General features: G+C 70.9%; 21 protein-coding genes. 11 read left to right on the forward strand and 10 right to left on the reverse strand.

Features of this window, described 5'->3' with window-relative positions:
• Positions 1 to 92: 92 nt before the first annotated feature.
• The gene (locus ACIF83_RS07870; RefSeq protein WP_393470751.1) at positions 93 to 788 is read right to left on the reverse strand and encodes a response regulator; all 696 of its coding nucleotides are present in this window, start codon (positions 786 to 788) and stop codon (positions 93 to 95) included.
• A gap of 288 nt (positions 789 to 1,076) precedes the next feature.
• Here ACIF83_RS07870 and ACIF83_RS07875 point away from each other — a divergent pair, with 288 nt between their 5' ends.
• The 3 genes from ACIF83_RS07875 (at position 1,077) to ACIF83_RS07885 (ending at position 5,016) form a co-directional block, all read left to right on the forward strand.
• Positions 1,077 to 1,475, forward strand: a complete 399-nt coding sequence (locus tag ACIF83_RS07875) for a hypothetical protein (protein WP_399724433.1) — start codon at positions 1,077 to 1,079, stop codon at positions 1,473 to 1,475.
• 217 nt (positions 1,476 to 1,692) lie between these two features.
• Positions 1,693 to 4,383 carry a bifunctional acetaldehyde-CoA/alcohol dehydrogenase gene (gene adhE / locus ACIF83_RS07880; protein ID WP_399724434.1) on the forward strand — a complete coding sequence of 897 codons (2,691 nt, stop codon included), beginning with the start codon at positions 1,693 to 1,695 and terminating at the stop codon, positions 4,381 to 4,383.
• 147 nt (positions 4,384 to 4,530) lie between these two features.
• On the forward strand, positions 4,531 to 5,016 hold the full coding sequence (locus ACIF83_RS07885) for a pyridoxamine 5'-phosphate oxidase family protein (protein WP_399725193.1): 486 nt from the start codon (positions 4,531 to 4,533) through the stop codon (positions 5,014 to 5,016).
• An 85-nt stretch (positions 5,017 to 5,101) separates the two neighbouring features.
• On the opposite strand, the gene ACIF83_RS07890 is transcribed toward ACIF83_RS07885, so the two are convergent.
• The 3 genes from ACIF83_RS07890 to pflB all read right to left on the reverse strand — a co-directional run bounded on the left by ACIF83_RS07890 (position 5,102) and on the right by pflB (position 9,062).
• Positions 5,102 to 5,953 carry a universal stress protein gene (locus ACIF83_RS07890; protein ID WP_399724437.1) on the reverse strand — a complete coding sequence of 284 codons (852 nt, stop codon included), beginning with the start codon at positions 5,951 to 5,953 and terminating at the stop codon, positions 5,102 to 5,104.
• Between the two features lie 101 nt (positions 5,954 to 6,054).
• Positions 6,055 to 6,780 carry a pyruvate formate-lyase-activating protein gene (pflA, locus tag ACIF83_RS07895; protein ID WP_393470741.1) on the reverse strand — a complete coding sequence of 242 codons (726 nt, stop codon included), beginning with the start codon at positions 6,778 to 6,780 and terminating at the stop codon, positions 6,055 to 6,057.
• Between the two features lie 20 nt (positions 6,781 to 6,800).
• Complete coding sequence (pflB, locus tag ACIF83_RS07900) at positions 6,801 to 9,062, reverse strand: formate C-acetyltransferase (RefSeq protein WP_399724441.1); 2,262 nt, start codon at positions 9,060 to 9,062, stop codon at positions 6,801 to 6,803.
• A 279-nt stretch (positions 9,063 to 9,341) separates the two neighbouring features.
• Between pflB and ACIF83_RS07905 the strand changes: the two genes are divergently transcribed.
• Positions 9,342 to 9,731 carry an STAS domain-containing protein gene (locus ACIF83_RS07905; protein WP_393470735.1) on the forward strand — a complete coding sequence of 130 codons (390 nt, stop codon included), beginning with the start codon at positions 9,342 to 9,344 and terminating at the stop codon, positions 9,729 to 9,731.
• A gap of 219 nt (positions 9,732 to 9,950) precedes the next feature.
• On the opposite strand, the gene ACIF83_RS07910 is transcribed toward ACIF83_RS07905, so the two are convergent.
• Entirely contained in the window at positions 9,951 to 11,699 is a 1,749-nt protein-coding gene (locus ACIF83_RS07910) for a GAF domain-containing protein (protein ID WP_399725196.1), read from the reverse strand.
• A gap of 310 nt (positions 11,700 to 12,009) precedes the next feature.
• Entirely contained in the window at positions 12,010 to 12,432 is a 423-nt protein-coding gene (locus tag ACIF83_RS07915) for a pyridoxamine 5'-phosphate oxidase family protein (protein WP_399724445.1), read from the reverse strand.
• A gap of 350 nt (positions 12,433 to 12,782) precedes the next feature.
• Between ACIF83_RS07915 and ACIF83_RS07920 the strand changes: the two genes are divergently transcribed.
• Positions 12,783 to 13,289, forward strand: a complete 507-nt coding sequence (locus ACIF83_RS07920; RefSeq protein ID WP_398137860.1) for a hypothetical protein — start codon at positions 12,783 to 12,785, stop codon at positions 13,287 to 13,289.
• 55 nt (positions 13,290 to 13,344) lie between these two features.
• Here the strand turns inward: ACIF83_RS07920 and ACIF83_RS07925 are convergent, their stop codons facing one another.
• The 3 genes from ACIF83_RS07925 to ACIF83_RS07935 are packed head-to-tail and all read right to left on the reverse strand — an operon-like array spanning position 13,345 to position 15,575.
• Positions 13,345 to 14,025, reverse strand: a complete 681-nt coding sequence (locus ACIF83_RS07925) for a lysoplasmalogenase family protein (RefSeq protein WP_399724448.1) — start codon at positions 14,023 to 14,025, stop codon at positions 13,345 to 13,347.
• Between the two features lies 1 nt (position 14,026).
• Positions 14,027 to 14,860, reverse strand: a complete 834-nt coding sequence (locus tag ACIF83_RS07930; protein WP_399724451.1) for a sterol desaturase family protein — start codon at positions 14,858 to 14,860, stop codon at positions 14,027 to 14,029.
• A 1-nt stretch (position 14,861) separates the two neighbouring features.
• The gene (locus ACIF83_RS07935; protein ID WP_393470722.1) at positions 14,862 to 15,575 is read right to left on the reverse strand and encodes a FadR/GntR family transcriptional regulator; all 714 of its coding nucleotides are present in this window, start codon (positions 15,573 to 15,575) and stop codon (positions 14,862 to 14,864) included.
• A gap of 314 nt (positions 15,576 to 15,889) precedes the next feature.
• On the opposite strand from ACIF83_RS07935, the gene ACIF83_RS07940 reads away from it, so the two are divergent.
• Positions 15,890 to 18,988 carry an AfsR/SARP family transcriptional regulator gene (locus ACIF83_RS07940; protein ID WP_399724454.1) on the forward strand — a complete coding sequence of 1,033 codons (3,099 nt, stop codon included), beginning with the start codon at positions 15,890 to 15,892 and terminating at the stop codon, positions 18,986 to 18,988.
• A 39-nt stretch (positions 18,989 to 19,027) separates the two neighbouring features.
• Here the strand turns inward: ACIF83_RS07940 and ACIF83_RS07945 are convergent, their stop codons facing one another.
• On the reverse strand, positions 19,028 to 19,219 hold the full coding sequence (locus ACIF83_RS07945) for a hypothetical protein (RefSeq protein ID WP_393470718.1): 192 nt from the start codon (positions 19,217 to 19,219) through the stop codon (positions 19,028 to 19,030).
• 414 nt (positions 19,220 to 19,633) lie between these two features.
• Here ACIF83_RS07945 and ACIF83_RS07950 point away from each other — a divergent pair, with 414 nt between their 5' ends.
• From ACIF83_RS07950 to ACIF83_RS07970, 5 genes are read left to right on the forward strand one after another with little or no spacing between them, the layout of a single operon-like run.
• Complete coding sequence (locus tag ACIF83_RS07950; RefSeq protein ID WP_399724457.1) at positions 19,634 to 20,875, forward strand: M16 family metallopeptidase; 1,242 nt, start codon at positions 19,634 to 19,636, stop codon at positions 20,873 to 20,875.
• Positions 20,872 to 21,696 carry a hypothetical protein gene (locus tag ACIF83_RS07955; protein ID WP_399724459.1) on the forward strand — a complete coding sequence of 275 codons (825 nt, stop codon included), beginning with the start codon at positions 20,872 to 20,874 and terminating at the stop codon, positions 21,694 to 21,696. Before ACIF83_RS07950 ends, ACIF83_RS07955 begins: the two co-directional genes overlap by 4 nt.
• A complete protein-coding gene (locus ACIF83_RS07960) occupies positions 21,693 to 22,766 on the forward strand; it encodes a hypothetical protein (RefSeq protein WP_399724462.1) in 1,074 nt (357 codons plus the stop codon). The genes ACIF83_RS07955 and ACIF83_RS07960 overlap by 4 nt, the downstream gene beginning before the upstream one ends.
• Entirely contained in the window at positions 22,763 to 23,734 is a 972-nt protein-coding gene (locus tag ACIF83_RS07965) for an ABC transporter ATP-binding protein (RefSeq protein ID WP_399724465.1), read from the forward strand. Before ACIF83_RS07960 ends, ACIF83_RS07965 begins: the two co-directional genes overlap by 4 nt.
• Positions 23,731 to 24,504: an ABC transporter permease gene (locus tag ACIF83_RS07970; RefSeq protein WP_399724468.1), complete on the forward strand. Its 774-nt coding sequence runs from the start codon at positions 23,731 to 23,733 to the stop codon at positions 24,502 to 24,504. Before ACIF83_RS07965 ends, ACIF83_RS07970 begins: the two co-directional genes overlap by 4 nt.
• Positions 24,505 to 24,509: the final 5 nt, after the last annotated feature.

Below are 24,509 nucleotides of genomic sequence, written 5' to 3' on the forward strand. Positions count from 1 at the left end.
CGATAAGACCGGCCGGGCACCCTCGTCATGCATCACGGCGAAGAGCGTAGGTCGCGGCGGGGGTGGATGTGGCGCCGAGCCCCGCCCTGCCGTCAGTGGCCGCCCTGCTGCTGCCGGTCCCTCGCCTGCGTGGCGATCACGGCCGCCTGGACGCGCCGCTCCACGCCGAGCTTGGCCAGCAGGCGGGAGATGTGGTTCTTCACCGTCTTCTCGGCCAGGTAGAGGCGCTGGCCGATCTGCCGGTTGGTCAGGCCTTCACCGATCAGGGCCAGGATCTCGCGCTCCCGGTCGGTCAGGCCGGGCAGGCCGTCCGGCTCCTCCTCCTGCTGCTGCTGACCGCTGCGCAGCCGGGCCATCAGCTTGGTGGTGGCGCTGGGGTCGAGCAGGGACTGGCCGGCGGCCACGGTGCGCACGGCGGAGACGAGATCCGAACCCTGGATCTGCTTCAACACGTACCCGGACGCGCCCGCCATGATGGCGTCCAGCAGGGCCTCCTCGTCGTCGAAGGAGGTCAGCATCAGGCAGGCCAGCTCCGGCATGCGCGAGCGAAGCTCCCGGCATACGCTCACGCCGTCGCCGTCGGGCAGGCGCACGTCCAGCACCGCCACCTGCGGGCGCAGTGCGGGTACGCGAACCAGGGCCTGCTCCGCCGAACCTGCCTCGCCGATCACCTCGATGTCCGGCTCGTCGTTCAGCAGGTCGCGCACGCCACGCCGCACCACCTCGTGGTCGTCCATCAGGAAGACCCGGATCGGGTTTTCGGGGCCGTGCTGCTCGCTGTCTGCCATCAATCGCTCCCTGTTCCGGCGCACCTCGCCGCTGTCCGACGTGAAGGGTGTCCTCTTCCGTCCCGAGATCCTGCCCCCGTCCGGGCGGAAGGACCAGGGCCGGAAGGCCCTGTGTTCCCACCCAGTCTCCCGTACCCGGAGCGGTCACAGCTGTCATGTGGGGCCAGAGCAGGAGCCGACCGACCGGGGGACTTTCGGTCCGCTCGCGGGGTCCTGACAGCCCTGGGCACGGGACGGACCGCGCAGAAGTCTGGAGCCGCCACCGACGATCAAGAAGGAGCAGAGCACATGACTGCCAAGGACACCGTGGCGCGCGCCGATACGACCGTCGCCGTACAAGTGCGGACCGAAGGAGACGTGGACGAGGAGGCACTGGCATACGTCCGGACCAAGATCGACACGGTCCTCGGCCGGCCGGGAATGCCTGCCGTCAGCGGCGAGGTGAGGATCAGCAGGGCGGCCGCACACCACACCCGGCAACCCTGGTCGGGCGGGGCCGAACTGGTCGTGGGGGACGCCCGCGTGGTCGTGCACGCCCAGGAGGCGACGGCACATGAACTCGCGGACCGGCTGCAGGACCGGCTGCGCAGTCAGACGACCAGGCTGCTGCACCGCCGGGAGGCGGCCCGCAGGTCGGCCACCCCGCCCCCGTGGCGCGGCGGTCCGGACGGCGACCGACGCGGTTAGGGCCTTCGACAACGGTCGGTCGGGGATGTCAACCGGCTGACGAGCCGCCCCATTTGGAGCCGTGCCGGTCAGGCCCCCGGAAGGGACCATCGGCACCTGGGAGCGAAGGGCGGACCGCACGAGAGTCGAGGGTGAGCGGCACCGGTCGAAGCGGTGCCGCTCGCACCCGCCCGCCGCCGACCGTACCCGGCGGCTCCGTCAAAGGGAGGCTCACCCCATGACCCGTCACGACGCCGGAACCGAGGCGGCGACCAGCGTCGGCGCACCCTCCGACATCGCCATCACAGTGGACCGGCTGGTCACCAACGGACTCAAGGCGCTCGCCGACTACGACGCCCTCACTCAGGAGCAGGTCGACCACATCGTCAAGAAGGCGTCGGTCGCCGCCCTCGACCACCACACCGCGCTGGCGCGGCTGGCAGTTGAGGAAACAGGGCGCGGGGTCTTCGAGGACAAGGCCGCCAAGAACGTGTTCGCGTGCGAGCACGTGACGCACAGCATGGGCCGGATGAAGACCGTCGGGGTCATCGCCCGGGACGACATCGAGGACATGGTCGAGGTCGCCGAACCGGTCGGTGTGGTCTGCGCCGTCACACCCGTCACCAACCCGACATCCACCACCGTCTTCAAGGCCCTGATGGCACTGAAGACGCGCAACCCCGTGGTGTTCGCCTTCCATCCCTCCGCCCAGCGGTGCAGCGCGGAGGCGGCCCGGATCGTCCGGGACGCGGCCGTCGCCGCAGGTGCTCCGGAGCACTGCGTGCAGTGGATCGAGACCCCCTCCGTCGAGGCGACCGGCGTCCTGATGCGCCACCCGGGCGTCTCGCTGATCCTCGCCACCGGTGGCAACGCCATGGTCAGGGCCGCCTACTCGGCGGGCAAGCCCGCTCTGGGGGTGGGCGCGGGCAACGTGCCGGCGTACGTGCACAGGAGCGCCAGGCTGCGGCGCGCCGTCAACGACCTGGTGCTCTCCAAGTCCTTCGACAACGGCATGATCTGCGCCTCCGAACAGGCCGTCATCCTGGACGACGAGATCTACCACGCCGCACTCTCGGAGTTCCGCACGCTGCACGCCCATCTGGCGACCTCCGAGGAGAAGGCCAAGCTGGAGGCGTTCCTGTTTCCGGCCGACGGCACGAACGCGGGCTGCGAGCCCAAGGTGAACGCCGCGGCCGTCGGCCAGAGCCCCGCGTGGATCGCCGAGCAGGCCGGTTTCACCGTGCCCGACGGCACCTCGCTGATTCTCGTCGAGGTCGAACGGGTCGGGGCGGTCGAGCCGTTGACCCGGGAGAAGCTCTGCCCGGTGCTCGCCGTGCTGCGGGCCGGCTCCGAGCAGCAGGGCTTCGACCTGGCCGCCGACATGGTCGCCTTCCACGGCCAGGGGCACAGCGCCGTCATCCACACCGAGGACCCGGCGCTGGCGGAGGCGTACGGAAGGCGCATGAAGACCGTCCGGGTCATCGTCAACTCCCCTTCCTCGCAGGGGGCGATCGGCGGCATCTACAACAGCCTGCTGCCGTCCCTGACCCTCGGCTGCGGCTCTTGGGGCAGCACCTCGGTGTCCAACAACGTCTCCGCCGCCCAGCTGCTGAACATCAAGCGGGTCTCCACCCGCCGCAACAACCTGCAGTGGTTCAAGGTTCCGCCGAAGATCTACTTCGAGCCGCAGTCCATCCGCTACTTGACCTCCATGCCGGACGTCCACCGCGTCACGATCGTCACCGACGCGACCATGACCCGCCTCGGCTTCGTCGACCGCGTGGGACGCGTCCTGCAGCGCCGCCCGGAACCCGTGACCGTGCAGATCATCGACAACGTCGAACCCGAACCCAGCATCGACGCCGTCCAGAGCGGTGCCCAGCTCATGCGCGACTTCCGTCCCGACACGATCATCGCGCTCGGCGGCGGTTCCCCGATGGACGCGGCCAAGGTGATGTGGCTGCTGTACGAGCACCCGGACATCGACTTCGCGGATATGCGGGAGAAGTTCTTCGACATCCGCAAGCGCGCCTTTCGCTTCCCGCCGCTCGGCACCCGCGCCCGCCTGGTCTGCGTTCCCACCACTTCCGGCACCGGAGCCGAGGTCACCCCCTTCGCCGTCATCTCCGACCCGGCCACCGGCAAGAAATACCCGTTGGCCGACTACGCGCTCACGCCGAGCGTGGCCATCGTCGACCCGCTGCTCACCGCCGACCTGCCCCCGGCCCTGGCCGCCGACAGCGGCTTCGACGCGCTCACCCACGCCGTCGAGGCGTACGTGTCCGTGTATGCCAACGACTTCACCGACGGCCTGGCCCTGCACGCGATCCGGCTGATCTTCGACAACATCGAAGCGGCGGTCAACGACCGCGCCGCACGCCCCGACGCGCGGGAGAAGATGCACAACGCGGCCACCATCGCCGGCATGGCCTTCGGCAACGCCTTCCTCGGCATCGTGCACGCCATGTCCCACACCCTCGGAGCCACCTTCCACATCGCGCACGGTCGCACGAACGCGGTCCTGCTGCCGCATGTGATCCGCTACAACGGCACCGTGCCCACGAAGCTGACGGGATGGCCGAAGTACGAGAGCTACCGGGCTCCGGAGCGCTTCCAGGAGATAGCCCGCACCCTCGGCCTGCCGGCCGCCACTCCCGGCGAGGGCGTGGAGTCCCTCGCCCGTGCGATCGAGCAGCTGCGCGACGCCGTCGGCATCGAGCGGTCGTTCCGGCAACTGGGCGTCGACGAGCGGTCCTTCCTCGACGCGCTGCCCCAGCAGGCGCTGAACGCCTACGAGGACCAGTGCGCCCCTGCCAACCCGCGAACGCCCATGCTCGACGACATGCAGAAGATCATGCGCACCGCCTACTACTGCGGCGGCGTGAAGGGCCGACCGGACGCGGACCAGGGCCGAACGGCCCTGGTGTGAGGAGTTGCGGTCCGGTTCCAATGATCTGATCGCGTCTGTCCGCGGCGTGCGCGTCGGCGTTCCGCTGCGGACGGGCGTGCGTTCGCATCCCGGCACGTCGAGCAGAGACACACGGCAGTGAGCAACGAGACCGCACGGAAGCCCGCCATGACCGTCGACCGCACCCGGACACTTCCCTCCGGACCACGTCAGAGCGTCGAGCTGGACCGCGACGAGGCCCTGCGTCTTCTGGGCAGCGTCTCCTTCGGCCGGATCGTCTTCACCCGGCACGCCCTACCGACCGTGCGCCCGGTGAACCATGTCCTGGACGACGGCGACGTCGTCATCCGTACCCATGAGGGAGCGGCCCTCACCTCGCGCGCCCGCGAGGCCGACGGCTCCGGCGTCGTCGTGGCCTACCAGGCCGACGCCATCGACCCGGACACCCATCTCGGCTGGAGTGTTGTGGTCACCGGGTACGCCCATCTGGTGACCGACCAGGAGAAACTGGCGCGCTACCGGGATCTGCTGGTGCCCTGGGTGCAGCGGACCATGAACTACGCGGTACGCATCCACCCCGATCTGGTCAACGGGATCCTCCTGACGGCCGATGACCGCGCGCCCGTGGCGGACAGTCCCACCGGTGACGCCTGACCGCAGTGCACCTGCCCCAGGCAGCGTCTGCCATACGTGAAACCGCCCGTCGGCCGGACAGCCGACGGGCGGTTCGTGGACGGGCTCAGGGGTGCGGGACCACCGCCACCGGTGCCGAACCGTGCTGCAGCAAGGCCTGGGTGACCGGTCCGATCGCGGCGCCGACGGGCATGCGGCGTTCGGTGCGGCCGACCACGACCAGCGACGCGCTGCCGGAGGCCTCGGCCAGGTGCGTCCCTGCCGTGCCGATCACGGCCTGCTCGGACACCTCTACTCCGGGAAACTTCTCCCGCCAGCGTTCCAGGAGTTCGGACAGGGCGCGTCCGCTCGTCACCCCGCGCGGTCCGGCGTGGGAGGCACCCACCTCGCCGTGAGCGTACGGATCCGCACTCCAGCCGTGGACCACACGCAGCCCCGCCGCGCGGCGCAGGGCGGCGTCGAACGCGAACTCGGCCACCGCGTCGTGCGGGTCGGTCAGATCCAGGCCCAGGACCACGTCGGGAACCGCGGTTGTCTGCGAGACGGTGCCGCCGGCCCCGGTCCGGTGCTTCTCCTGGCCGCGTCCGACCGGCACCAGGACGACGGGCCGCCGGCTGCGCGCCACGACCCCGTCGGCGACGGACCCGGCCAGAAGACCCGCGACTCCGCCGCCCGGACCGGGCGAGCCGAGTACCAGCAACTCGGCGTCCTCGGCCGCCGTGAGCAGCGCGGGGACCGGCTCGGCGGCAACGAGGTCGCTGTCGATCCGCAGGTCCGGATGGCGGCGCGCGATCCTTGCCTCGGCTTCCCTGAGCGCGTCATCCGCCTCGGCAGGGTGCCGTACGGCATGGACCAGACGCAGCGGGACATCGCGGTACCGGGCCTCTCGGGCGGCCCAGTCGACGGCGACGAGGGAACCGGGTGAACCGTCCACGCCGACGATGACGGTGCGGGGCATGCTGACCTCCTTCTCGGTGTGAACACAGTTTGTTCTCGGCGCCGTCGAGGTCGCAGAGGCCACTGGTCCCGGTGTGGGGGCCGGGCGGCCCCGGACGCGGCTCACAGCGCCCGCAGGCCGTGCTCACGGAACTGCCGCCGCACCCGTTCCACCAGCTCCGCGTCGGGTACGGGCGTGTCGCGCAGCGGGAAGTCGATGCCGAGGACGTCGTACTTGTGCGCACCGAGCTTGTGGAACGGCAGGACGTCCACGCGGTCCACGTTGCCGAGCCCGGCCAGGAAGGCACCGAGGCCGTCCACGGCCGGCGGGGCGTCGGTCCAGCCGGGGACCAGGACGTAGCGGATGTGCACGGGGATGCCGAGCCGGTCCAGGCGGGTGGCGAAGGTGAGCGTAGGGGCCAGTCGGCCGCCGGTGAGCCTGCGGTAGGTGGGGACGTCGAACGACTTGATGTCCAGCAGCACCAGGTCGGTGTCGGCGAGGAGTTCGTCGGAGGCACGCTCGCCGAGGAAGCCGGAGGTGTCCAGGGCGGTGTGCAGCCCGGCCTCCTTGCAGCGGCGCAGGACGGCGCCCGTGAACGCGGGTTGCAGCAGCGGTTCCCCGCCCGTGATCGTCACCCCTCCCCCGGCCTCGGTCACGAAGCTCCGGTACTTGTCGATCTCCGCCATGACCTTGTCGACCGACGTCTCCCGGCCGTCCCGCATGTGCCAGGTGTCGGGGTTGGCGCAGTACAGGCAGCGCAGCGGGCATCCACTGACGAACAGGACGAACCGGGTCCCGGGACCGTCCACGCCGGTGGAGAGGTCCCAGGAGTGGATCCGGCCGGACACCGCCGGCACGGTCGTGCCTTTCACAGCGACCCGTGGAAGGTGCGGCTGATCACGTCGAGCTGCTGCTCACGGTTCAGGCGGACGAAGTTGACGGCGTATCCGGAGACCCTGATGGTCAATTCAGGGTATTTCTCCGGGTGTTCCATGGCGTCCTCCAGGGTCGCCCGGTTCAGCACGTTGACATTCATGTGGAAGCCGCCCGCGGCCATGTAGCCGTCGAGGATGCCGGCCAGGTTGCCCGCACGTTCTGCGGGGTCGTGGCCGAGCCCTTCCGGGGTGATGGTCGTGGTCAGCGAGATCCCGTCCCGGGCCTCCTCGTACGGCAGCTTCGCCACCGACAGCGCCGAGGCGACGACGCCGTGCCGGTCCCGGCCGTTCATCGGGTTGGCACCGGGCGCGAAGGGCTGTCCGGCGCGCCGGCCGTCGGGGGTATTGCCGGTGTGCTTGCCGTAGACCACGTTGGAGGTGATGGTCAGCACGGACTGCGTGTGCTCGGCGCCCCGGTAGGCGGGGTGCTTGCGCACCTTCGCCATGAACGACTCGACCAGGTCGACGGCGAGGGCGTCGGCGCGGTCGTCGTTGTTGCCGTAGGCGGGGAAGTCGCCCTCGGTGGCGTAGTCCACGGCGAGCCCGGTCTCGTCCCGGATCGCCTTCACACGGCCGTACTTGACGGCGGACAGGCTGTCCGCGGCCACCGACAGGCCCGCTATGCCGCAGGCCATGAAGCGGTGCACGGGGTGGTCGTGCAGCGCCATCTCGATGCGCTCGTAGGCGTACTTGTCGTGCATGTAGTGGATGACGTTGAGCGCGTCGACGTACGTCTCGGCCAGCCAGTCGAGCATCCGGTCGTACGCCGCCGAAAGCTTGTCGTAGTCCAGGTAGTCGCCGGTGAGCGGGGGCATCTCGGGCGCGATCTGCTCGCCGGTCATCTCGTCCCGGCCGCCGTTGATCGCGTACAGCAGGGCCTTGGCGAGGTTGACCCGTGCGCCGAAGAACTGCATCTGCTTGCCCACCGCCATGGCGGACACGCAACAGGCGATGGCGGTGTCGTCGCCGGTCCGGGGGCGCAGCAGTTCGTCGGACTCGTACTGGATGGAGCTGGTGTCGATGGACACCTGGGCACAGAACCGCTTGAACCTTTCCGGCAGCCGTGGCGACCACAGCACGGTCAGGTTCGGCTCCGGCGCGGGCCCGAGGTTGTACAGGGTCTGCAGAAGACGGAAGGAAGTGCGGGTGACCAGCGGGCGGCCGTCGGCGCCGATGCCGCCGATGGACTCGGTCACCCAGGTCGGATCGCCGGAGAAGAGGGCGTCGTACTCGGGGGTGCGCAGGAACCTGACGATCCTCAGCTTGATCACGAAATCGTCGATCAGTTCCTGGGCACGCGTTTCGTCGATGCGGCCCTCGTCCAGATCCCGCTGGAGGTAGACGTCCAGGAACGTCGAGGTGCGGCCCAGCGACATCGCCGCGCCGTTCTGCTCCTTCACCGCGGCCAGGAAGCCGAGGTACAGCCACTGCACTGCCTCCTGCGCGGTTGCGGCCGGCCGGGAGACGTCGCAGCCGTACGACGCAGCCATCCGCGTCAGCTCACCCAATGCACGGATCTGCTCGGCCAGCTCCTCACGATCGCGGATGACGTCGGGGACGGAGGGCTGTTCGTCCAGCAGGGCCCGTTCGGCCCGCTTGGCCTCCGTCAGCCGGTCGGTGCCGTAGAGCGCGACGCGCCTGTAGTCGCCGATGATCCGGCCCCGTCCGTAGGCGTCCGGCAGGCCGGTGATGATGCCTGCCTTGCGTGCGGCCCGCATCCGGGGGGTGTAGGCGTCGAAGACGCCGTCGTTGTGGGTCTTGCGGTAGGTGCCGAAGACCTTGGTCACGAACGGGTCGGGTGTGTAGCCGTACGCGTTCAGGCCGTTCTCCACCATCCGCAGCCCACCGTTGGGCATGATCGCCCGCTTCAGCGGGGCCTCGGTCTGCAGGCCGACGATCAGCTCACGCTCCTGGTCGATGTAGCCGGGCGCGTGCGAGGTGATCGTCGAAGGGGTGACGGCGTCCACGTCGAGGATGCCCTTGCGGCGCTCCTCGGGGAACAGGGCGCTGACCTTGTGCCAGACGGTGAGCGTGCGCTCGGTCGGGCCGGCCAGGAACCCGGAACCCCCTTCGTACGGCGTGTAGTTGGCCTGGATGAAGTCACGCACGTCGACACTCTCGCGCCATCGCCGTCCGATGAAGCCCCGCCAGGCCTCGGCGGGCGCGGCCACGTCCCGGTGGGCTGCCAGCGTCATCTCTGCCTCCGCATCGTTCGCGACACCGCTCAGGGCGTCTCCTGGGCGGCTCCCCTTTCGATGCTCGTCACTCCTCACTGCCGGGGGCAGGGCCTGCAGGAGCCCGTCGCCGTGCCATCCGGCCCCGCCGCGCCAGGGACGTTCGGTCCCGGTCAGGAAAGGCAGTGACCGGTGGTCGGCCCGGCAGGGGTACGCGGGAGAGCGGCCCGGGCAAGCGCGTTGGCGAAGAGGGCCCAACGGCCCTTCCGGACTGCCCGTCCGCCCGGCTTTGCTCTGACCATGGTCGAAACGTTCATCAGGTCCGAATGCCGCCTCACGGAACGCGCCGTCGGTGGAACCACCGTCGTGGAGCTGTACGGCGAGATCGACATACTCGCGGCACCCTTTCTGACGGCGTGCCTGGACGACCTGACGGCCGCTGTCCACCCGGACCTCGTGGTGGACCTCCGCGCCGTGTCTTTCATCGACTGCGCGGGACTGACCCCGCTGTGCCGGGCGCGGAACCGGATCATGCGACGGCACGGCCGGCTGCGCCTCGTCTCCGCCGGCGATCGGTTTCTGCGCGTCATGAGCGGGGCAGGGCTGAGCGACTTCTTCGAGATCCACGACCGCCTGCCCGAAGCTCTTGCTGTCGCACCCGGGAGGGACCTCTGCTCCGCAGCGAGCTGACCAGGCCACGGACGATCACGGACGTCGGAGGCCCGCAGGCCTCCGACCCGGCGCCCTCACGCACCGACGGCCGCGCGGCGACCACGATCACTCACGCGACCGGTGCATCAGGCCAAAGGCCGGCCGACGCACCCCGTACGCCGCGGAGCAGCGAACCGCTGATGGCGTGCAGGCGCGACGGTGGTGCGGCGGGCCCTGTGTGGTGCCTCGTCTGGTGAATCAGTCGCCCTCCTCGGCGGTCTCGCTGCCGGCGGGCAGGGGCACGGTCCATTCCAAGAGCGTGCCGGTCGGCTCACGGCGACTGACGCCGAAGGTGCCGCCGAGCTCTTCGGCGCGGCTTCGCAGGTTCGCCAGTCCGCTGTTGCGGGTGGCGGCCGGGTCGATGCCACATCCGTTGTCGGCGACAGCCAGCCGGAGCGTCCGGGCGGAGACTTCGGCAGTGACTTCCACAGTGGTGGCCTGGGCGTGCCGGGCCGTATTGGACAGTGCCTCCCGCAGGACGGCGAGGAGGTGGCCGACGTGGGCGGTGGGCACCTCGGTGTCCAGCAGGCCGGTCATGCGCAGGGCCGGGGCGAAGCCGAGGAGCTGCGCGGATTCGTCGGTCAGGGCGAGCAGTTGGGCGCGCAGGCCACCGGTCCGTTCCTGCCGGTCCCGGTGCTGAAGCGCGAAAATGGTCGCACGGATGATCTTGATCGTATCGTCCAGATCGTCCACGACCTGCAGGATGCGCTCGGTCGCGATGGGCTCGTCGCGGACGCGGCCGAGTACGGCTTGCAGGGTCAGCCCGTCGGCGAAGAGCCGTTGGATGACCTGGTCGTGCAGGTCACGGGCAATACGGTCGCGATCACCGAGAAGCGTCAGCTGTTCGGCTTCCCGACGGTGCTCGGCGAGCTTCAGTGCCAGGGCGGCCTGGTCGGCGAAGGTGAACACCATGTCGATGGTCGCGTCGCTGAACGAGGGGCCGCCGGGGACGTTGGCCACCTGCAACACCCCGCGTACCCTCTCGCTGTCGCCCACGGGCACGAAGAAGGCAGGACCCAGGCGTACCAGGGAGGCGCTGCCGCCCGATCCGCGGGGATCGTCGCTCAGTGCCTCGCTCCTGATCGGCTCTCCGGTGGTGAACACCTTGGCCGCAAGCGTGGTTGCCGGCAGCGCCAGGCCGAGCACCCGGTCGGCTGCCTCACCTGCTGCCGCCTCCACGGTCAGGTCCGGTCCCTCCCCGACCGGAAGGGCGAGCGTGACCAGGTCGGTTCCGGTCATCTGCCGCACGGTGTCGGCGAGCGAGCGCAGAATCTCCTCGGGCGGTGCGCCCGACAGCAGGGATCGGGTCATGTCGGCACTGGCGGAAAGGCGACGCTCACGGTGGCGGCTGTCGTCGTACAGACGGGCGTTGTCGATCGCCACACCCGCCGCGGCGGCCAGACTCTGCAGGACCACTTCGTCGTCGGCGTCGAAGGGCAGCCCGCTGAGCTTGTCGGTCAGATAGAGGTTGCCGAAGACCTTTCCGCGCACCTGCACCGGGGCGCCGAGGAACGTGCGCATGGGCGGATGCCCCGGTGGAAAACCCACCGACTCCGGGTGCCCGCCGAGATCCTCCAGACCCAACGACCGGGGCTCACGGATGAGGAGACCCAGGATGCCGTGTCCTTCCGGGTAGTGCCCGATCTCCGAGATCGTCTCCTCGTCCATACCGACGGTGATGAACTGCCGGATCGTGCCCTCCTCGCCCAGCACGCCCAACGCGCCGTACGAGGCGTCCACCAGATCGACGGCGGACTGCACGATCCGTCGCAGCAGAACCTCCAGCTCGAGGTCGCTGCCGATCACCATCACGGCGTCCAGCAGGGTCTGCATGCGGTCCCGGCCACCGCGCACCCGCTCGACATGCTCCTGCAGCTCGCTCAGCAGCGCGTCCATCCGCAACGGCGGTGCCGATCCGGGACGCTCCACCCCCGGCTGTTCGCCCATACCGGTGCCCTCGCCCTCTCTCCTGACCATGGGGTACAGCATGCCCGAACGGCCCTTCCGGTGGACAACCCACTCTGCTACGGCAGTGTTGAGAAGTGTTCTCCTCGCCGTGCGGTGGCAACCTGGTAACGGTCACGCCGCGGCCTCAGGTGAACCAGAAAGCCGGAACGGGCCCATGGTGGTACGACGAACCCACCTGCACGTCGGTGGCATGCGTATGACCCGCGCGTCCGTGCACGGCCGACCAGCCCCCGAACCGGGGACCGGTCGCCCCCGCTCGGAACGACAGCGGCGGCAGCGGCCCCGCCCGCTACAGCTCGGTGCTTGCGCCGACGAGCTCGCGGCCGGTGACGAGTTCCGGCTCGATGCGGATGAAGACCTCATCCGGCGCCGGCCTCCAGGAGGCCGGACCAGTACGGGCCAGGCGCTCGTGCTCGACCCGATCAGTCACCACCGCGGCCGGGCCGACGATGACAACGCTCCAGCCCGAGTGCCGGGCCAGGTCGACGTCGTCGACCTCGAAGGCGACCACCGCGCCGTCGATCGCGCGGACCAGGTCCGAAGCTGCGGAGGTGCACAGCAGGACAGCTCCGTCGACATCCTGGCCGAAGTTGACCGGCAGCACGGCGGGCAGGGCTCGGCGCGTGAAGACGATACGGCCGACGGTCACCTTGGCCATCAACCGCAGGCACTCGTGTCGCGCGAGTTCGCGGAAACCGTCGTGGGAAAACATCGACCAGCCCGTCCTTCGCCTGGGTACAGCGGTACTGCGTGCTTCCATGGTGAGTCGGACATGGCTCGGACGTGATGGTCCATGGGTCCCGACCGTCGCGAAGAAAGACCCGCGTCCCACCGTCCCCATTCCCCGCTGCATGGGCTGAACGGCCCCGACCAAGGCCTGCGACCGGGACCGGTCGCCCCTGCGCCAATGCCTGGACGGCCCATGCCGTGGCCCGCTCCGGATTGACACGCTGCGTGAGCGTCACAACCTGGAGGAGGGGCAGGCTCATGAACAGTGGCAGGCGTACCAAGAAGGCACTCTGGCGATGGCGGAAGAACCCGCTTCGGCGACGTGGCGACATCATGGAAGCTTGGGTCGTACTGTCCATGTGGGCTGTCATCGCGGTGGGCGGTACGGTCATCGGCCTGGTGACGGACCACGCGGCCAGTGAGGTGTTCGCCCGACAGCGAGCGGAGCGTCATTCCGTGGGCGCCGTGCTCCTCACCGACGTGCCGCGAAGCATCGCGGGCACCGGGACCACTGACGAGAGGATCGCCGCCCGAGTCCGGTGGACGGCCCGCGACGGGTCCCTCCACACCGACAAGACCCTGGTGGACAGCGGGCTGAAGGCCGGAGCCGGGGTCCGTCTCTGGACCGACAGCCGCGGTGAGATCGTCGCCGAGCCACCTGGCCCCACCGAAGCCGCTGTGGATGCCGGGCTCCTGGCCACTGCGGCCGCACTCGCCTTCGCCGGCCTCGCCTTCGCCGCGGGAGCCCTCGTCCGGTGGAGGCTCGACCGGCAACGCATCGAACTATGGGACAAGGAGTGGAACCTGGTCGGCCCGCGGTGGGGTCACAAGACCGGATGAGGCGTGTTCGTCGCCGCAGGAGTCGTCCGGCGATCCCTTCCACAGCTTCTTGTCCTCACCACGGCTGTTCGCCGTACGGATGCACCGTCACCGAGAACGGCGCCCCGTCCGCCTGCCGTGCCTCCGCGGTGCTGAAGGCGGTCGCGATCAGGACCAGGGCGACCGTGTACGTCACCATGACGAGCACGGCGCGTCCGGGGAACTCGGTCCCCGCGGCTCCCAGCCCGACGAGCAGGTCCGAGCCGAGGAACACCAGCCCGCCCCAGGCCGCTCTGCGCCCCAGCACTCGCGCGGTCAGTGCCATGGTGACCAGGGCCGATGCGTAGACGGCCACCACTGTGCCCAGTACTGGCCCGAGGGCAGGAGCCAGAGCGGCGACCGCGGCGACCCACACCGCGAGGTGGACGGCGCACAGCCGGTGGCGGGGGCGCAGATACCGCAGGGCGCCCGCGCGCAGGAACGCGGCCGTCCAGCACAGCTGCGCGCCCAGGAAGAAGGCGATGCCGACGACGAAGGCCACCCGGCCCGGCAGCATCAGCGCCACGTCCCCGGCCGCGGCGAAACCGAGGCCGACCAGCACCGGAACGTGCCGCGTGCCGGTCAGGCGCCACAGGTGTACGGCGAGCACGGGTGCCAGCAGGGGTTTGGCGACCCACTCCAGGGGCGGCAGGCCCGCCGCGACCCCGGCGATGTCGAGAGCGGCCGGCGCGGCGAAGGCGACGATCAGCGGCGGCATGTCACCCGTCCGCCCTGGGCGCCCAGCCGGGCGGCCCGACCAGATACCCGGCACGGTCGCGCCAGCGTCGCGCCGCGCGGACGTCGTGCCAGACGGCCGCGAACTCGTGGAAGGCCACCCGCACCGGGTTGTAGGTGCCGATGTTCTTCGTCAGGCCGTACACCACCCGCTCGCCCTCCGGTTCGAACGTGCCGAAGAGCCGGTCCCAGACGATGAGGATGCCGCCGTAGTTGCGGTCCAGGTAGACGTTGTTCGAGCCGTGGTGGACGCGGTGGTGGGAGGGCGTGTTGAAGAACCACTCCACGGGCCGCCACAGCTTGTCCACGCGCTCGGTGTGCAGAAAGAACTGGTAGACGAGGCTGAAGGCCTGCTGGAGCAGGATCATCCACGGCGGAATGCCGAGCAGCGCCAGTGGCAGCCAGAACGGCAGGCCCGTCATCGGCGTCCAGCTCTGGCGCAGGGCGGTCGAGAGGTTGAACCGGAGGCTGGAGTGGTGGACCACATGGCTCGCCCACAGCACGCGCACCCGGTGGTGGGCGCGGTGGAAGGCGTAGTACGCCAGGTCGTCGCCGAAGAACAGCAGCACCCACGTCCACGCGGAGGACGGCGACAGATGCCAGGGGGCGCCGGCGAAGAGAGCCGAGTACAGCACGATCGTCACCGCCTTCCAGGGCATCGCGACGACCTGGCTGCCGGCGCCCATGGACATGCTGGTGGCGGTGTCGCGCAGCTCGTAGCCGCGCTCGTCGTCGTCCGGGAGGAAGCGGTAGGACAGTGCCTCGACGACGACCAGCAGCACGAACGCGGGTATCGCGTAGACCACGGCCGGGATCATGTCAGCGCACCGCCTTCCGCGGCGTCGCGGGCACGCTGCGGGACAGCAGCTCGCGCGCCAGCCGTTCGGCCGCCTCGGCCTCCCGTGCCGCGATGTGCGCTGCCAGCCGCTGATGTGCTTCGACGTCGAGGAGTTCCGCGGCCCGCAGGTCGTCCGGCACGTCGGCGACCGGGAGTGTGCCGCCCACCAGGCTGTTGAAGGCCAGCAGGTAGGCGACGTTCCCGGAACCCTCCACGATCAGCCGCCACCAGGCGACGTCCGCATCGGCCAGCTCGGTCAGATCGGGCCCGGTGCGCGCGTACCGTCCCGCGGCCTCGACGATCTTCCCGGCGGTGTCCTCGGAGCACCTGATCGTGCACAGCCGGGCCGCGTCGGCGCCGATGCACGCCCGCATCTCCAGGGCGTCGCGGGCGAGGTCCTCCACCGAGGGCCCGGCGTCGGCGGCCGCGATGCCCATGGCGAGGTCGAGGCCGGCGGTGTGCCGCCAGTCCAGGACGAGTGTGCGGCCGCCGTGGCTCACCTCGACCAGCCGTGCCTGCTGGAGCCGCTTGACGGCCTCGCGGACGGCATGCCGGTTCACCCCGAACTCGGCTGCCAAACCCCGTTCGGCGGTGAGTGCGGCACCGGCCGGCAGTTCACCGCCGAGGATCCTGTCGCGCAGCAGGGCGAAGAGCTGGTCGGAGACCGCCTCGCGCCGGATGAGTCCCTCGTTCATGGCGATCAGGGTGAACGCGAGCGGCCCACTGGTCAACTGGTTGGACCAGTTTTTCTGCCTGGGTCCGCGCGCCGGTAGTGCGCTCGGCCGCACCGGGATGCCCGCCGCAGCCCTTCGATCTCCTGGTGCTGTCCGTCGCGCCGCGTTGTGCAGTGTTCTGTCTTTACATAACCATGTGTCACCGATCGCAACCTGTGACGAAGAGTGATCATCTATGAAGATGAAGTGACAGTGGTGTGCAACATGCGAGGCCGTGTCGATGAATCGCGCGTGACGGAGCAGTGACCACCCGTTCCAGCCGAGGAGACAGAGCATTGAGCGCACGGGCAGCCGAGGACCTGACATTCCGGGTACTGGGAACAGTGCGGGCCTTTCGCGGTGAGGCCGAGATACCCGTGGGTCCGCCCCAGCAGGCGGCCGTCCTCTCGGTCCTGCTGCTGCGTGCCGGACACTGCACGTCCTTCGACGAACTCGCCGACGCTCTGTGGGAGGGCGATCTCCCCAAGTCCGCGGCGACGACGATCCGTACGTACGTGTGGCGGCTGCGCCGGGTGCTGGAGGCGGACCCCTCGGTCCCGGAGACCCTGTTGTCCGCGGGAGACGGCTACCGTCTCGCCGTGGCGGACAACGCTGTCGACGTATGGCACGCCGAGTCGCTGGCCCGGCAGACCGCCCGTCTCAAGACCGAGGGCCGTACGCAGGAGGCCGAGGAGAGCGCCGGCCGCGCCCTGGCCCTGTGGAAGGGCACCTCCTTGGCTGGTGTCCCCGGCCCCTTCGCCGAGCGCAGGCGCGACAGTCTGGAGGAGCTCAAGGTCTCGCTCCAGGAAGAGCGCCTCGCGCTTGCCATCCAGCTTCACCGCTTCCAGTTCTCGCTTCCCCGCCTGGCCGAGCTCACCGCCGAACATCCACTGCGGGAACGGCCTTACGCGCTCTTAATGCGTGCCCTGTGCGCGACCGGGCGGCAGTCCGAGGCACTTGCCGTGTACGACCGCGTGCGCCGCCGCCTCGCCGAGGAACTCGGCGTCGACCCTGGGCACGAACTGGCCGCGGAGTACGCGCGGATCCTCAACGGACCGCCCGCCCCCGACGGCACTCCTCCAGAGGTTCCCGGAACCCGGCCTCGGGCCGAGGTCCGTCCGGCTCTTCACGGCACACCCGACCAGCCGGAGGAACGTGACGCCGCGCCGGAACCGGCGCCCGTGCCCCGACCGGCCGCAGACGGGCCGCGCGCGGCGTTCCTGCCCGCCCCGGCCCAACTGCCTGCCGACATCCCGTCCTTCGTCGGCCGCGAGGCGCTCACCCGACAGATGTGCGAGCTGCTCACCGCTGCGAATCAACGCGCGTTGACCACGGTGGCCCTCACCGGCATGAGCGGGGCGGGCAAGACGACCCTCGCCCTGCACGTGGCCCATCGCGTCCGGGACCACTACCCGGACGGTCAGCTCTACGCCGATCTGCGCGGCAGCAGCGTCTCACCGGCCGATCCGTTCGTCGTTCTGGGCAGTTTCCTCACCGCGCTCGGTGCACCGGCCGACGAACTGCCCGAGGAACTCGAGGACCGGGGACGGCTGTTCAGGTCCCTGCTCGACCGCCGGCGGATCCTGGTCGTCCTGGACAACGCTCGTGACACGGTGCAACTACGACCTCTGATGCCCGGCAACGCCGGCTGCGCGGTGATCGCCACCAGCCTGCCCCGTCTGTCGGGACTGGACGCCACCGCCCACATCAGTCTGGAGGTCTTCACCCGGCAGGAGGCGCTGGACCTGCTGGAGGCGGCGGTCGGCGGCGCCCGTCTCGCCGCCGAGCCGGACGCGGCCGGGGCGCTGGTCGCCGCATGCGGTCATCTGCCGCTGGCCACGCGGATCGTGGCGGCGCGGCTGGCGGCTCGTCCGGCCTGGTCCATCGCGTCCCTGGTCGGCAAGCTCGCCGACGAACGCGGTCGCATCGCCCAGCTGCGCCTCGGCGATGTCGCCATCGACGCGGCCTTCGAGCTGGGATACCGGCAGCTCTCCGCCGCTCAGGCCCGTGCCTTCCGGCTGCTGGCGCCGGTGGCGGAGCCGGACATCGGGCTGCCCGCGGCGGCAGCGGTGCTCGACCTCGACCAGGACGGCGCCGAGGAGGTGATGGAGTCCCTGGTGGACGGCTCCATGGTGGAGTCACCCGCGCCGGGCCGGTACCGGTTTCACGACCTGCTGAGGGACTTCGCCCGCACCCTGCCCGCACCGCCGGATACGGAGTCGGCCGAGGCGACGTTCCGTCGTCTGCTCGACTTCCTGCTGGCCGGCGCCTGCTCCGCGTTCCGCCATGTCGTTCCCGGCGACCCGGTGAGTGACTCCCTCGGACCGTTTCGTTCACCGGGCCTGCGCTTCGCCGACGCGCCCGCGGCCCGCGCCTGGGTGTCCGAGGAGGCCGACGGAATGCTGGCCGCCCTGATGCGCACGGTGCACGACCCCACCGCGCTGCGGATGGCGGCGGATCTGCTCATCGCCCTCAGCGCCTTCGGCCAGGAAGTGCCCTTGTCCCGGTTGGTGACGGGGGCGCAGGTTCTGGCGGAGGCCGCCGAGGCCCACGGAGACCGGCGGACGCTCGGCCGGGCCCGGTGGCTCAGCGGCGCCCTCGCGCTGCGGGTCGGTGATCCGGCCCGGGCCGAGCGGCTCTCCGCCGAGGCGGTGGCGGCCTGCCGTGACACGGGTGACCAGGTCATCCTGCGGCAGGCTCTCAATGATCTCGGACTGGCGGCACAGTTCCTCGGCCGCAACGAGGACGCCCTCGCCCACTTCGAGGCGTCCCTGGAACTGGCCGAGGAACTCGGACACCGTTCCGGCAAGGTGGCGACCACACTGAACGCGGCACTCACGCGGATCCGCAACGGGCAGGCCGCCGCCGCGGTCGCCCCGTGCGAGGAGGTGCTGACGGATCTGCGGTCGCGGGCCGACGACGCCGGCATGCTCGCGTACGCGCTCTATGTCCTGGGGCTGGCCCTGCACGCCCAGCACCGGTGGGAGGCGGCGGCCGGACGTTTCGGGGAGTGCCTGGAGGTGTGCCGTGACGCGGGCATCCGGGACCGCGCCGCGCACGCGGGCTATCGGCTCGCGGACACGCTGTTCCGCATGGGTGACCTGGACGGTGCTCTCCGGCACGCGGAAGAGGCGGTCACGATGTTGCAGGAGACCGGCGGGGACCGTGATCTGGCCACCGCCCGGTTGGTACTCGGCCGCCTCCTGTCCGAGCGCGGCGACGTCGACCGGGGGCGGGCTCAGCTGGACGAGGCCCGCAAGACGTTCACCCGTCTGGGCCTGCCCGAGGCGCGGCAGGCCGTCGACGCACTCGCGGCCATGGGCGGGTCCGCGACATCCACCTGTGCCGGCGAGGGAGGGCCGGCCGGCCTCGATCGGCAGGCAGGCCGGCCGTGAGAGAGAGGCCGGCCCCTCCCTCACCCCTCTGAAGACGCCTCAGCTCGTGACCGTGCAGGTGGTGCAGCTGGACCCCGTGCTGTTCCAGGCGGCGACGTGGTGGCCGGTACGGGCCCCGGCTCCGGCCTCCGCGCTCGCGGCGGTGCCGATCATGCCGGTCAGGAGGCCGACGAGCGCGAGGGCGGCCGCGTAGTGCCACCGGGTCGGCTTCCGTGTCTTCGTGCGCATCATGTCGCGTGTCTCTCACTTCGTGCGGCGGGGCCGCTTGGTACCTGTCGGCGCTCAGGGTGGCATGCGCGAGTCAACAACCGATCAACGAGTGATCGAAGTCGGTCACCGACCGGCTGTCGACGGCCTGTTGACACGCGCTGCCTAGCGTTCTCGTCGGTCGGGCCTTCCGGCCACGTACAGAACCGAGAAATCGAAGGAGAGCGACATGACTCGCAACCACGCCGTCGGCATGCGTCCCCGCCTGGACAAGGTGAAGGTCAAGGCCGCCAAGGCCTGACGCCCCATGGTGCGCGGCTGCCGGGGAGTTCCGTGTCCCCGGCAGCCGCCGGTGCGTAGCACCTCCCCCTTTTTTCATCTCGTTCATCCGCACATCGCGCCGGCCCGCCGCCGCGTACGGCTCCGGGAGAGTGGCCCTTGACCGACTACGACCGCACCACCCGTCTTCCGGGGCCGACAGCTGCGTCCGTCCCTCTGCTGACCGTGGTCGACGAACGACTGAAAACCACCAGTTTCTGCTGGGCGTTGGCGCACGGTTCCCGCGACGACCCGGAGGGCCGCGGCGGGATCGCCCACCTCCTGGAACACCTGGTGATGTCCTGCCCTCCGGTCAACGACGGGACGCACCTGTCGTTCAGCGAGTACGTGGAGCGCCGCGGCGGTCAGGCCAACGCCCAGACGGGCCTCGAAGTGATGCTCTACTACGCGCAGGTGCACGCCGACGACGCGGAGGATGTCGCCGCCGCGCTCCTGCGGGCCGTGCTCGAACCGGAGTTCGGCGACAGCGCCCTGGACAGCGAACGGGCCGTGGTGCTGCAGGAGCTGGCAGCGGCGGCCGCCGACCCCTCGGACGCCGTCCAGGACGCGATCCTCGCCCAGCTCTTTCCCGGACATCCCCTGGGCCGCCCGGTCGGCGGTGAGCCGGACCAGCTGGGCGCGGTGACCACGAGCGACCTGCGAGCCGTCCACCACGAACGGTTCGTCCGGGCCCGGAGCGTCCTGGTCGTCGTGGGCCCGAGCGTCCCCCTGGTGCTGACCCGGGCCGCCGCCCCCGCGACCGGCCTGCCGACGGGCCCGGCACCGCACGTGCCCCTGGAACCCGTCGACGCCGGCGATCCATTGCCGGATCCCGCGACCTCCGACTTCGCCTGGCTCTGCTTCGGCGCACGCTCCCCCAGGGCGGGCGCCCCTGGGCGCGCCGCCTACGGCGTCCTCGCCCACCTTCTCGGCTCCAGTCCCTCTTCCCTGCTGTACCGCACACTGCGCAGCGAGCACGGGCTGTCCTACTCGTTCCACGCATGGGACCGCGGGTACCGGGAGGCCGGTGCCTGGCGGCTGCTGATCGGCGCGGAGGCGTCCGCCGCCGACCGGGTACGCGCCGTCGTGCAGGAGTTGCTGACTGCCGTCGCCGAACAGGGCCCGTCACCCGACGACTTCGACGCGGCGGTGCGGCAGGCGGAGATGAGTCTCGTCCTGGAGTCGGAGACACCTCTGGAGTACGCCAAGCTGATCGCCGAGCGCAGCTGCTCGGCCGGACGTCCGTGGAGCCTCGAGGAGGAGATCACCGAGCTGCGCCGGGTGAGCGCCGCGGACGTCCGGCGGGCCGCCGCAGACGTCCGGCGGCATCTCCTGCTGACCGTTCGATCGGTGGCCGCATGATGTACGCCGTCGAAAGCTATCTGGAGGCCGCGCGCGAGGCCGGCCTGCTGCGCACGGTCTCCGGACTGCCCTGTGTGGCGGGCGTCTCCACCCATCCCCTGTCGGACGTCCGGAGCCTGCTGGTGGAGTACGCGGACCCCGAGCTCCTGTCGGACCCCGGCACCGCACCGTCCCTGTGGCGAGCGCTGCTCACCGACCAGCCCGAGGTCTCGGTCGTGGTCGTGCGCGCCGGTGCCCAGGTCCGGCTGCCGCGACCGTGGCAGCGCGATCTCACGTACGTACGGCTGGCCGCGGACGCCGACGTCCCGGTCGCCCCGGACGGCCCCCGCGTCACCCCGGCCGAGGAGGAGCACCGGCCGCTGCTGGCCGACTGGCTGGTGCGTGCCATCCTGCACGCCGCGCGTGAGCAGGGCCGGCCGGCGGATCCCGGTGCGGCGGCCGCCGAAGCCGACGCACTGCTCGACACTCCGTCCCGGCGCTCCCTGCTGGTGTGGGAGCACGGTGTGCCCGTGGGGCACGCGACCGTGATCTGCGGGGCCTGGGACGAGATCTCGGCACAGTCCCACATGGAGCTGGTGGACGTCCTCGTCGAACCCGACGCCGACGCCCCCGCGGGCCGCGGGGCCCTGGTCGCCGCCGTCGCCGACCTCGCCCGGGCAGCACGGACGCCGTTGATCGGGCACGTGGTGCACGGCCCCGACGGCAACGGCGACCGGGTCACCGAAAGCCTGTGTGCGCGGGGCTGGACGGTGGACCACCGTTACTGGAGGGCCCGCACCGAGGAACTGGCCGCGGCACTGAAGGGAGCAGGGCGGGCATGACCGTCACACGACTCGACCTCGGGCTGCTGCACCGGCTGCTCGGAGTCCCGGAGCACGAGGGCACGTACCGTCTGGTGCGGCGCGCCCAGCAGACCTCGGGCACGCTCGCTCAGTTGGTCGTCTCGCTGGCCGTCGCGGAAGGCGCCGAGGCCGGCAGCGGCAGCAGGGATCTGCTGGCCAGGGCGGCCTCCCGCGCCGCCCGCTACGCCGGCCTCCGTACGGCGCTGGCCAGCTGCCCCGGGGTGCGTACCGTCAAGGGGCCCTCCCTCGCCACCCACTATCCGCCCGGCGTCCGGCGCCCGGTCGGCGACCTCGACCTCGTCGCGTCCGACGAGGAGCAGCTGTGGCGGGCCGTGGGCACCCTGTGCTCACTGGGCGGCGAGCCGGCGGAGTTGTCGCTGTTCACCGCCGGTGGGCGACTGCACGTCATGATCGCCGTCCTGTGGCCCTCCCCCGACGCGCTGCTGGAGGAGGAGATCCGTGTGGAGCTGTGCACGGCCGCGTTCTGCGGTGACTTCGCCGCCGTGCCCGTCCGCCCGGACCTGCCCGTCGAGCAGTATCTCGCCGACCTGCTGTCGGTGGCGGAGGAGCGCTTCCAGCGGGAGTTCCATGCCAAGGACGCCGTCGACCTGCTGATGCTGCTCGACAGCAGTGCGTGGGCACCGGCGGCGGTCGCGCAGGCGGCGGCCGACTACCGACTGGCGCCCGAGCTCCTGGAACTGGTCGGCCTGCTGAGCGACGCCGTCGCGCACCCGGGAGCCGGGCGGCTGCGGCAGGCCCTGGCCGCAGCCGCGGCTCAGGAGTCCGCTCGCCGTGCCGCCGCGTCCCGGCCGGTACCGCAGCCGGACCGCCTCGTGGCGGCGCGGGTCGAGGCGGGGCAGCCGGTCTGGGGCATGCCCCTCACCCGTACCGCACGCCCTGGAGAGCGGTGCGTCCTCGAACACCGGCCCGAACTGTCCCTGGCCCGCACCCCGGTCGGTGACTTCCTGCTGGTGGCGGACGAACTCGTGGATCCGGACGCGTATGCGGCGGCCCTCGCCGCAGCGACGGACGGGGAGGCCGGCGCGTGACGAACCCGGACGTACCCGCGATCGAAGTGACCGCCCTGACCCGCGTGTTCGGCTCGCGCCGGCGGCCCGACGCGGCGGTCTCCGCGCTGCGCGGCATCGACCTGACCGTCCGCACCGGCGAGGTGCACGGGCTGCTCGGGCCGAACGGCGCCGGGAAGACGACCCTGTGCAAGATCCTCACCACCGTCCTGCTGCCCAGCGGCGGCACGGCCCGGGTGTGCGGGCACGACGTGGCCGCCGCGCCGCGGGCCGTCAAGCCGCTGATCGGCATCGTCTTCGGCGGCGACCGGGGCCTGTACGGCCGCATCACCCCCCGCCAGAACCTCACCCTGTGGGGCGCGCTCTACGGCCTGCACGGCCGCGAACTCGCCCGCCGGGTCGACGGGTTGCTGGAACGGGTCGGCCTGAGCGAGCGGGCGGGAGACCGTGTCGACGGCTTCTCCCGGGGCATGAAGCAGCGCCTCCACCTCGCCCGCGGGCTGGTCAGCGATCCCCGGGTCCTCATCCTCGACGAGCCCACCACCGGTATGGACCCGCTGGCCGCCTTCGACTTCCGCGCGCTGGTGCACGAGCTGCGCACGGAGGGCCGTACCGTGCTCATCACCACGCACGACATGGCGGAGGCCGAAGCCGTGTGCGACCAGGTCACGCTGATCGAGCGCGGTCAGGTGCTGGTCACCGACCGGCCGGAGGTGCTGGCCCGGCAGATGTCCGCGTACGAGCGCGTGGAGGCGGCCGGGGTGCCGGCCTCCGTCGCCGAGGAGCTACGGCAACTCACCGGCGTCTCCTCGGTCGACCGGACGCCGGACGGACGGATCACCGTGGAGATCTCGGCCGTCGAGACCACCTCCGAGGTGCTGCGCAGGCTGGTCGCGGCCGGCGTCACCTCGCTGGCCACGGTCAGCCCCGGGCTGGCCGAGGTCTACCGGCACCTGGTACGGGACCGCGGGATGCGGGTGGGCCGGTGACCCCCACCCTGTTCTGGCAGGTGTTCCGCCTGCAGGTGCTGATGACCCTGCGGACCCCGGACACCCTCCACGTCTTCGTGACGGCGCCGCTGTACACCTGTGTCTTCCTCGCCATCACCGAACACGCCGACCGACGCGACCTCGCGGGATTCGCCGTACTGGCACCGGTGCTGATGTCGCTGTGGTCGATGGCTCTGATGGCGGGCGGAGAACTGATCGGCCATGAGCGGGAGCGGGGCACGCTGGAGGCCGTGGTGGCCACACCGGCGCGCTACTCGGCGGTGGTCACGGCCCGGATCGCCGCCGTGACGGTGCTGAGCACGCTGAGCCTCGTGGAGGCGTGGCTCGTCGCCTGGGCCGGCTTCGGCCTGGTGGTGACGATCGCGCACCCGCTGCTCTTCGTGGTCGGTGTCCTGCTCACCGCAGCCGCCATGGCGGGCACCGCGAGCTGTGTATCGGCGCTGTTCGTGCTGGCCCCCTCCGCCCGGATCCTGCAGAACACACTGAGCTTTCCCTTCTTCCTGCTCGGCGGGGTCCTGGTGCCCGTGAGCTACCTCCCGGAGTGGCTGCGCCCGGCCGGCAAGGCCGTGTTCCTGACCTGGAGCGCGGATGTCCTGCGGGACGCCATGAGTCCCGGGCCGGCCCGGGACACGACCGGCGGTCTGCTGGCCGTGGCGCTGCTGGGGCTGGCCGGCTACGCCGCAGGAACGCTGCTGATCGACCGAATTCTGCGCAGGGTCCGGGTCACCGGCACCCTGGCCCGGATGTGAGGCCC

The sequence above is a fragment of the Streptomyces sp. NPDC085866 genome (genome assembly GCF_044541035.1).
Classification (GTDB): Bacteria; Actinomycetota; Actinomycetes; order Streptomycetales; family Streptomycetaceae; genus Streptomyces.

Bases quoted from the DNA above. Each gene is read 5' to 3' on its own strand.
- ACIF83_RS07870 (WP_393470751.1), bottom strand. From the start codon at position 788: ATGGCAGACAGCGAGCAGCACGGCCCCGAAAACCCGATCCGGGTCTTC.
- ACIF83_RS07875 (WP_399724433.1), top strand. From the start codon at position 1,077: ATGACTGCCAAGGACACCGTGGCGCGCGCCGATACGACCGTCGCCGTA.
- adhE (WP_399724434.1), top strand. From the start codon at position 1,693: ATGACCCGTCACGACGCCGGAACCGAGGCGGCGACCAGCGTCGGCGCA.
- ACIF83_RS07885 (WP_399725193.1), top strand. From the start codon at position 4,531: ATGACCGTCGACCGCACCCGGACACTTCCCTCCGGACCACGTCAGAGC.
- ACIF83_RS07890 (WP_399724437.1), bottom strand. From the start codon at position 5,953: ATGCCCCGCACCGTCATCGTCGGCGTGGACGGTTCACCCGGTTCCCTC.
- pflB (WP_399724441.1), bottom strand. From the start codon at position 9,062: ATGACGCTGGCAGCCCACCGGGACGTGGCCGCGCCCGCCGAGGCCTGG.
- ACIF83_RS07905 (WP_393470735.1), top strand. From the start codon at position 9,342: ATGGTCGAAACGTTCATCAGGTCCGAATGCCGCCTCACGGAACGCGCC.
- ACIF83_RS07910 (WP_399725196.1), bottom strand. From the start codon at position 11,699: ATGGGCGAACAGCCGGGGGTGGAGCGTCCCGGATCGGCACCGCCGTTG.
- ACIF83_RS07915 (WP_399724445.1), bottom strand. From the start codon at position 12,432: ATGTTTTCCCACGACGGTTTCCGCGAACTCGCGCGACACGAGTGCCTG.
- ACIF83_RS07920 (WP_398137860.1), top strand. From the start codon at position 12,783: ATGGAAGCTTGGGTCGTACTGTCCATGTGGGCTGTCATCGCGGTGGGC.
- ACIF83_RS07925 (WP_399724448.1), bottom strand. From the start codon at position 14,025: ATGCCGCCGCTGATCGTCGCCTTCGCCGCGCCGGCCGCTCTCGACATC.
- ACIF83_RS07930 (WP_399724451.1), bottom strand. From the start codon at position 14,860: ATGATCCCGGCCGTGGTCTACGCGATACCCGCGTTCGTGCTGCTGGTC.
- ACIF83_RS07935 (WP_393470722.1), bottom strand. From the start codon at position 15,575: ATGAACGAGGGACTCATCCGGCGCGAGGCGGTCTCCGACCAGCTCTTC.
- ACIF83_RS07945 (WP_393470718.1), bottom strand. From the start codon at position 19,219: ATGATGCGCACGAAGACACGGAAGCCGACCCGGTGGCACTACGCGGCC.
- ACIF83_RS07955 (WP_399724459.1), top strand. From the start codon at position 20,872: ATGATGTACGCCGTCGAAAGCTATCTGGAGGCCGCGCGCGAGGCCGGC.
- ACIF83_RS07960 (WP_399724462.1), top strand. From the start codon at position 21,693: ATGACCGTCACACGACTCGACCTCGGGCTGCTGCACCGGCTGCTCGGA.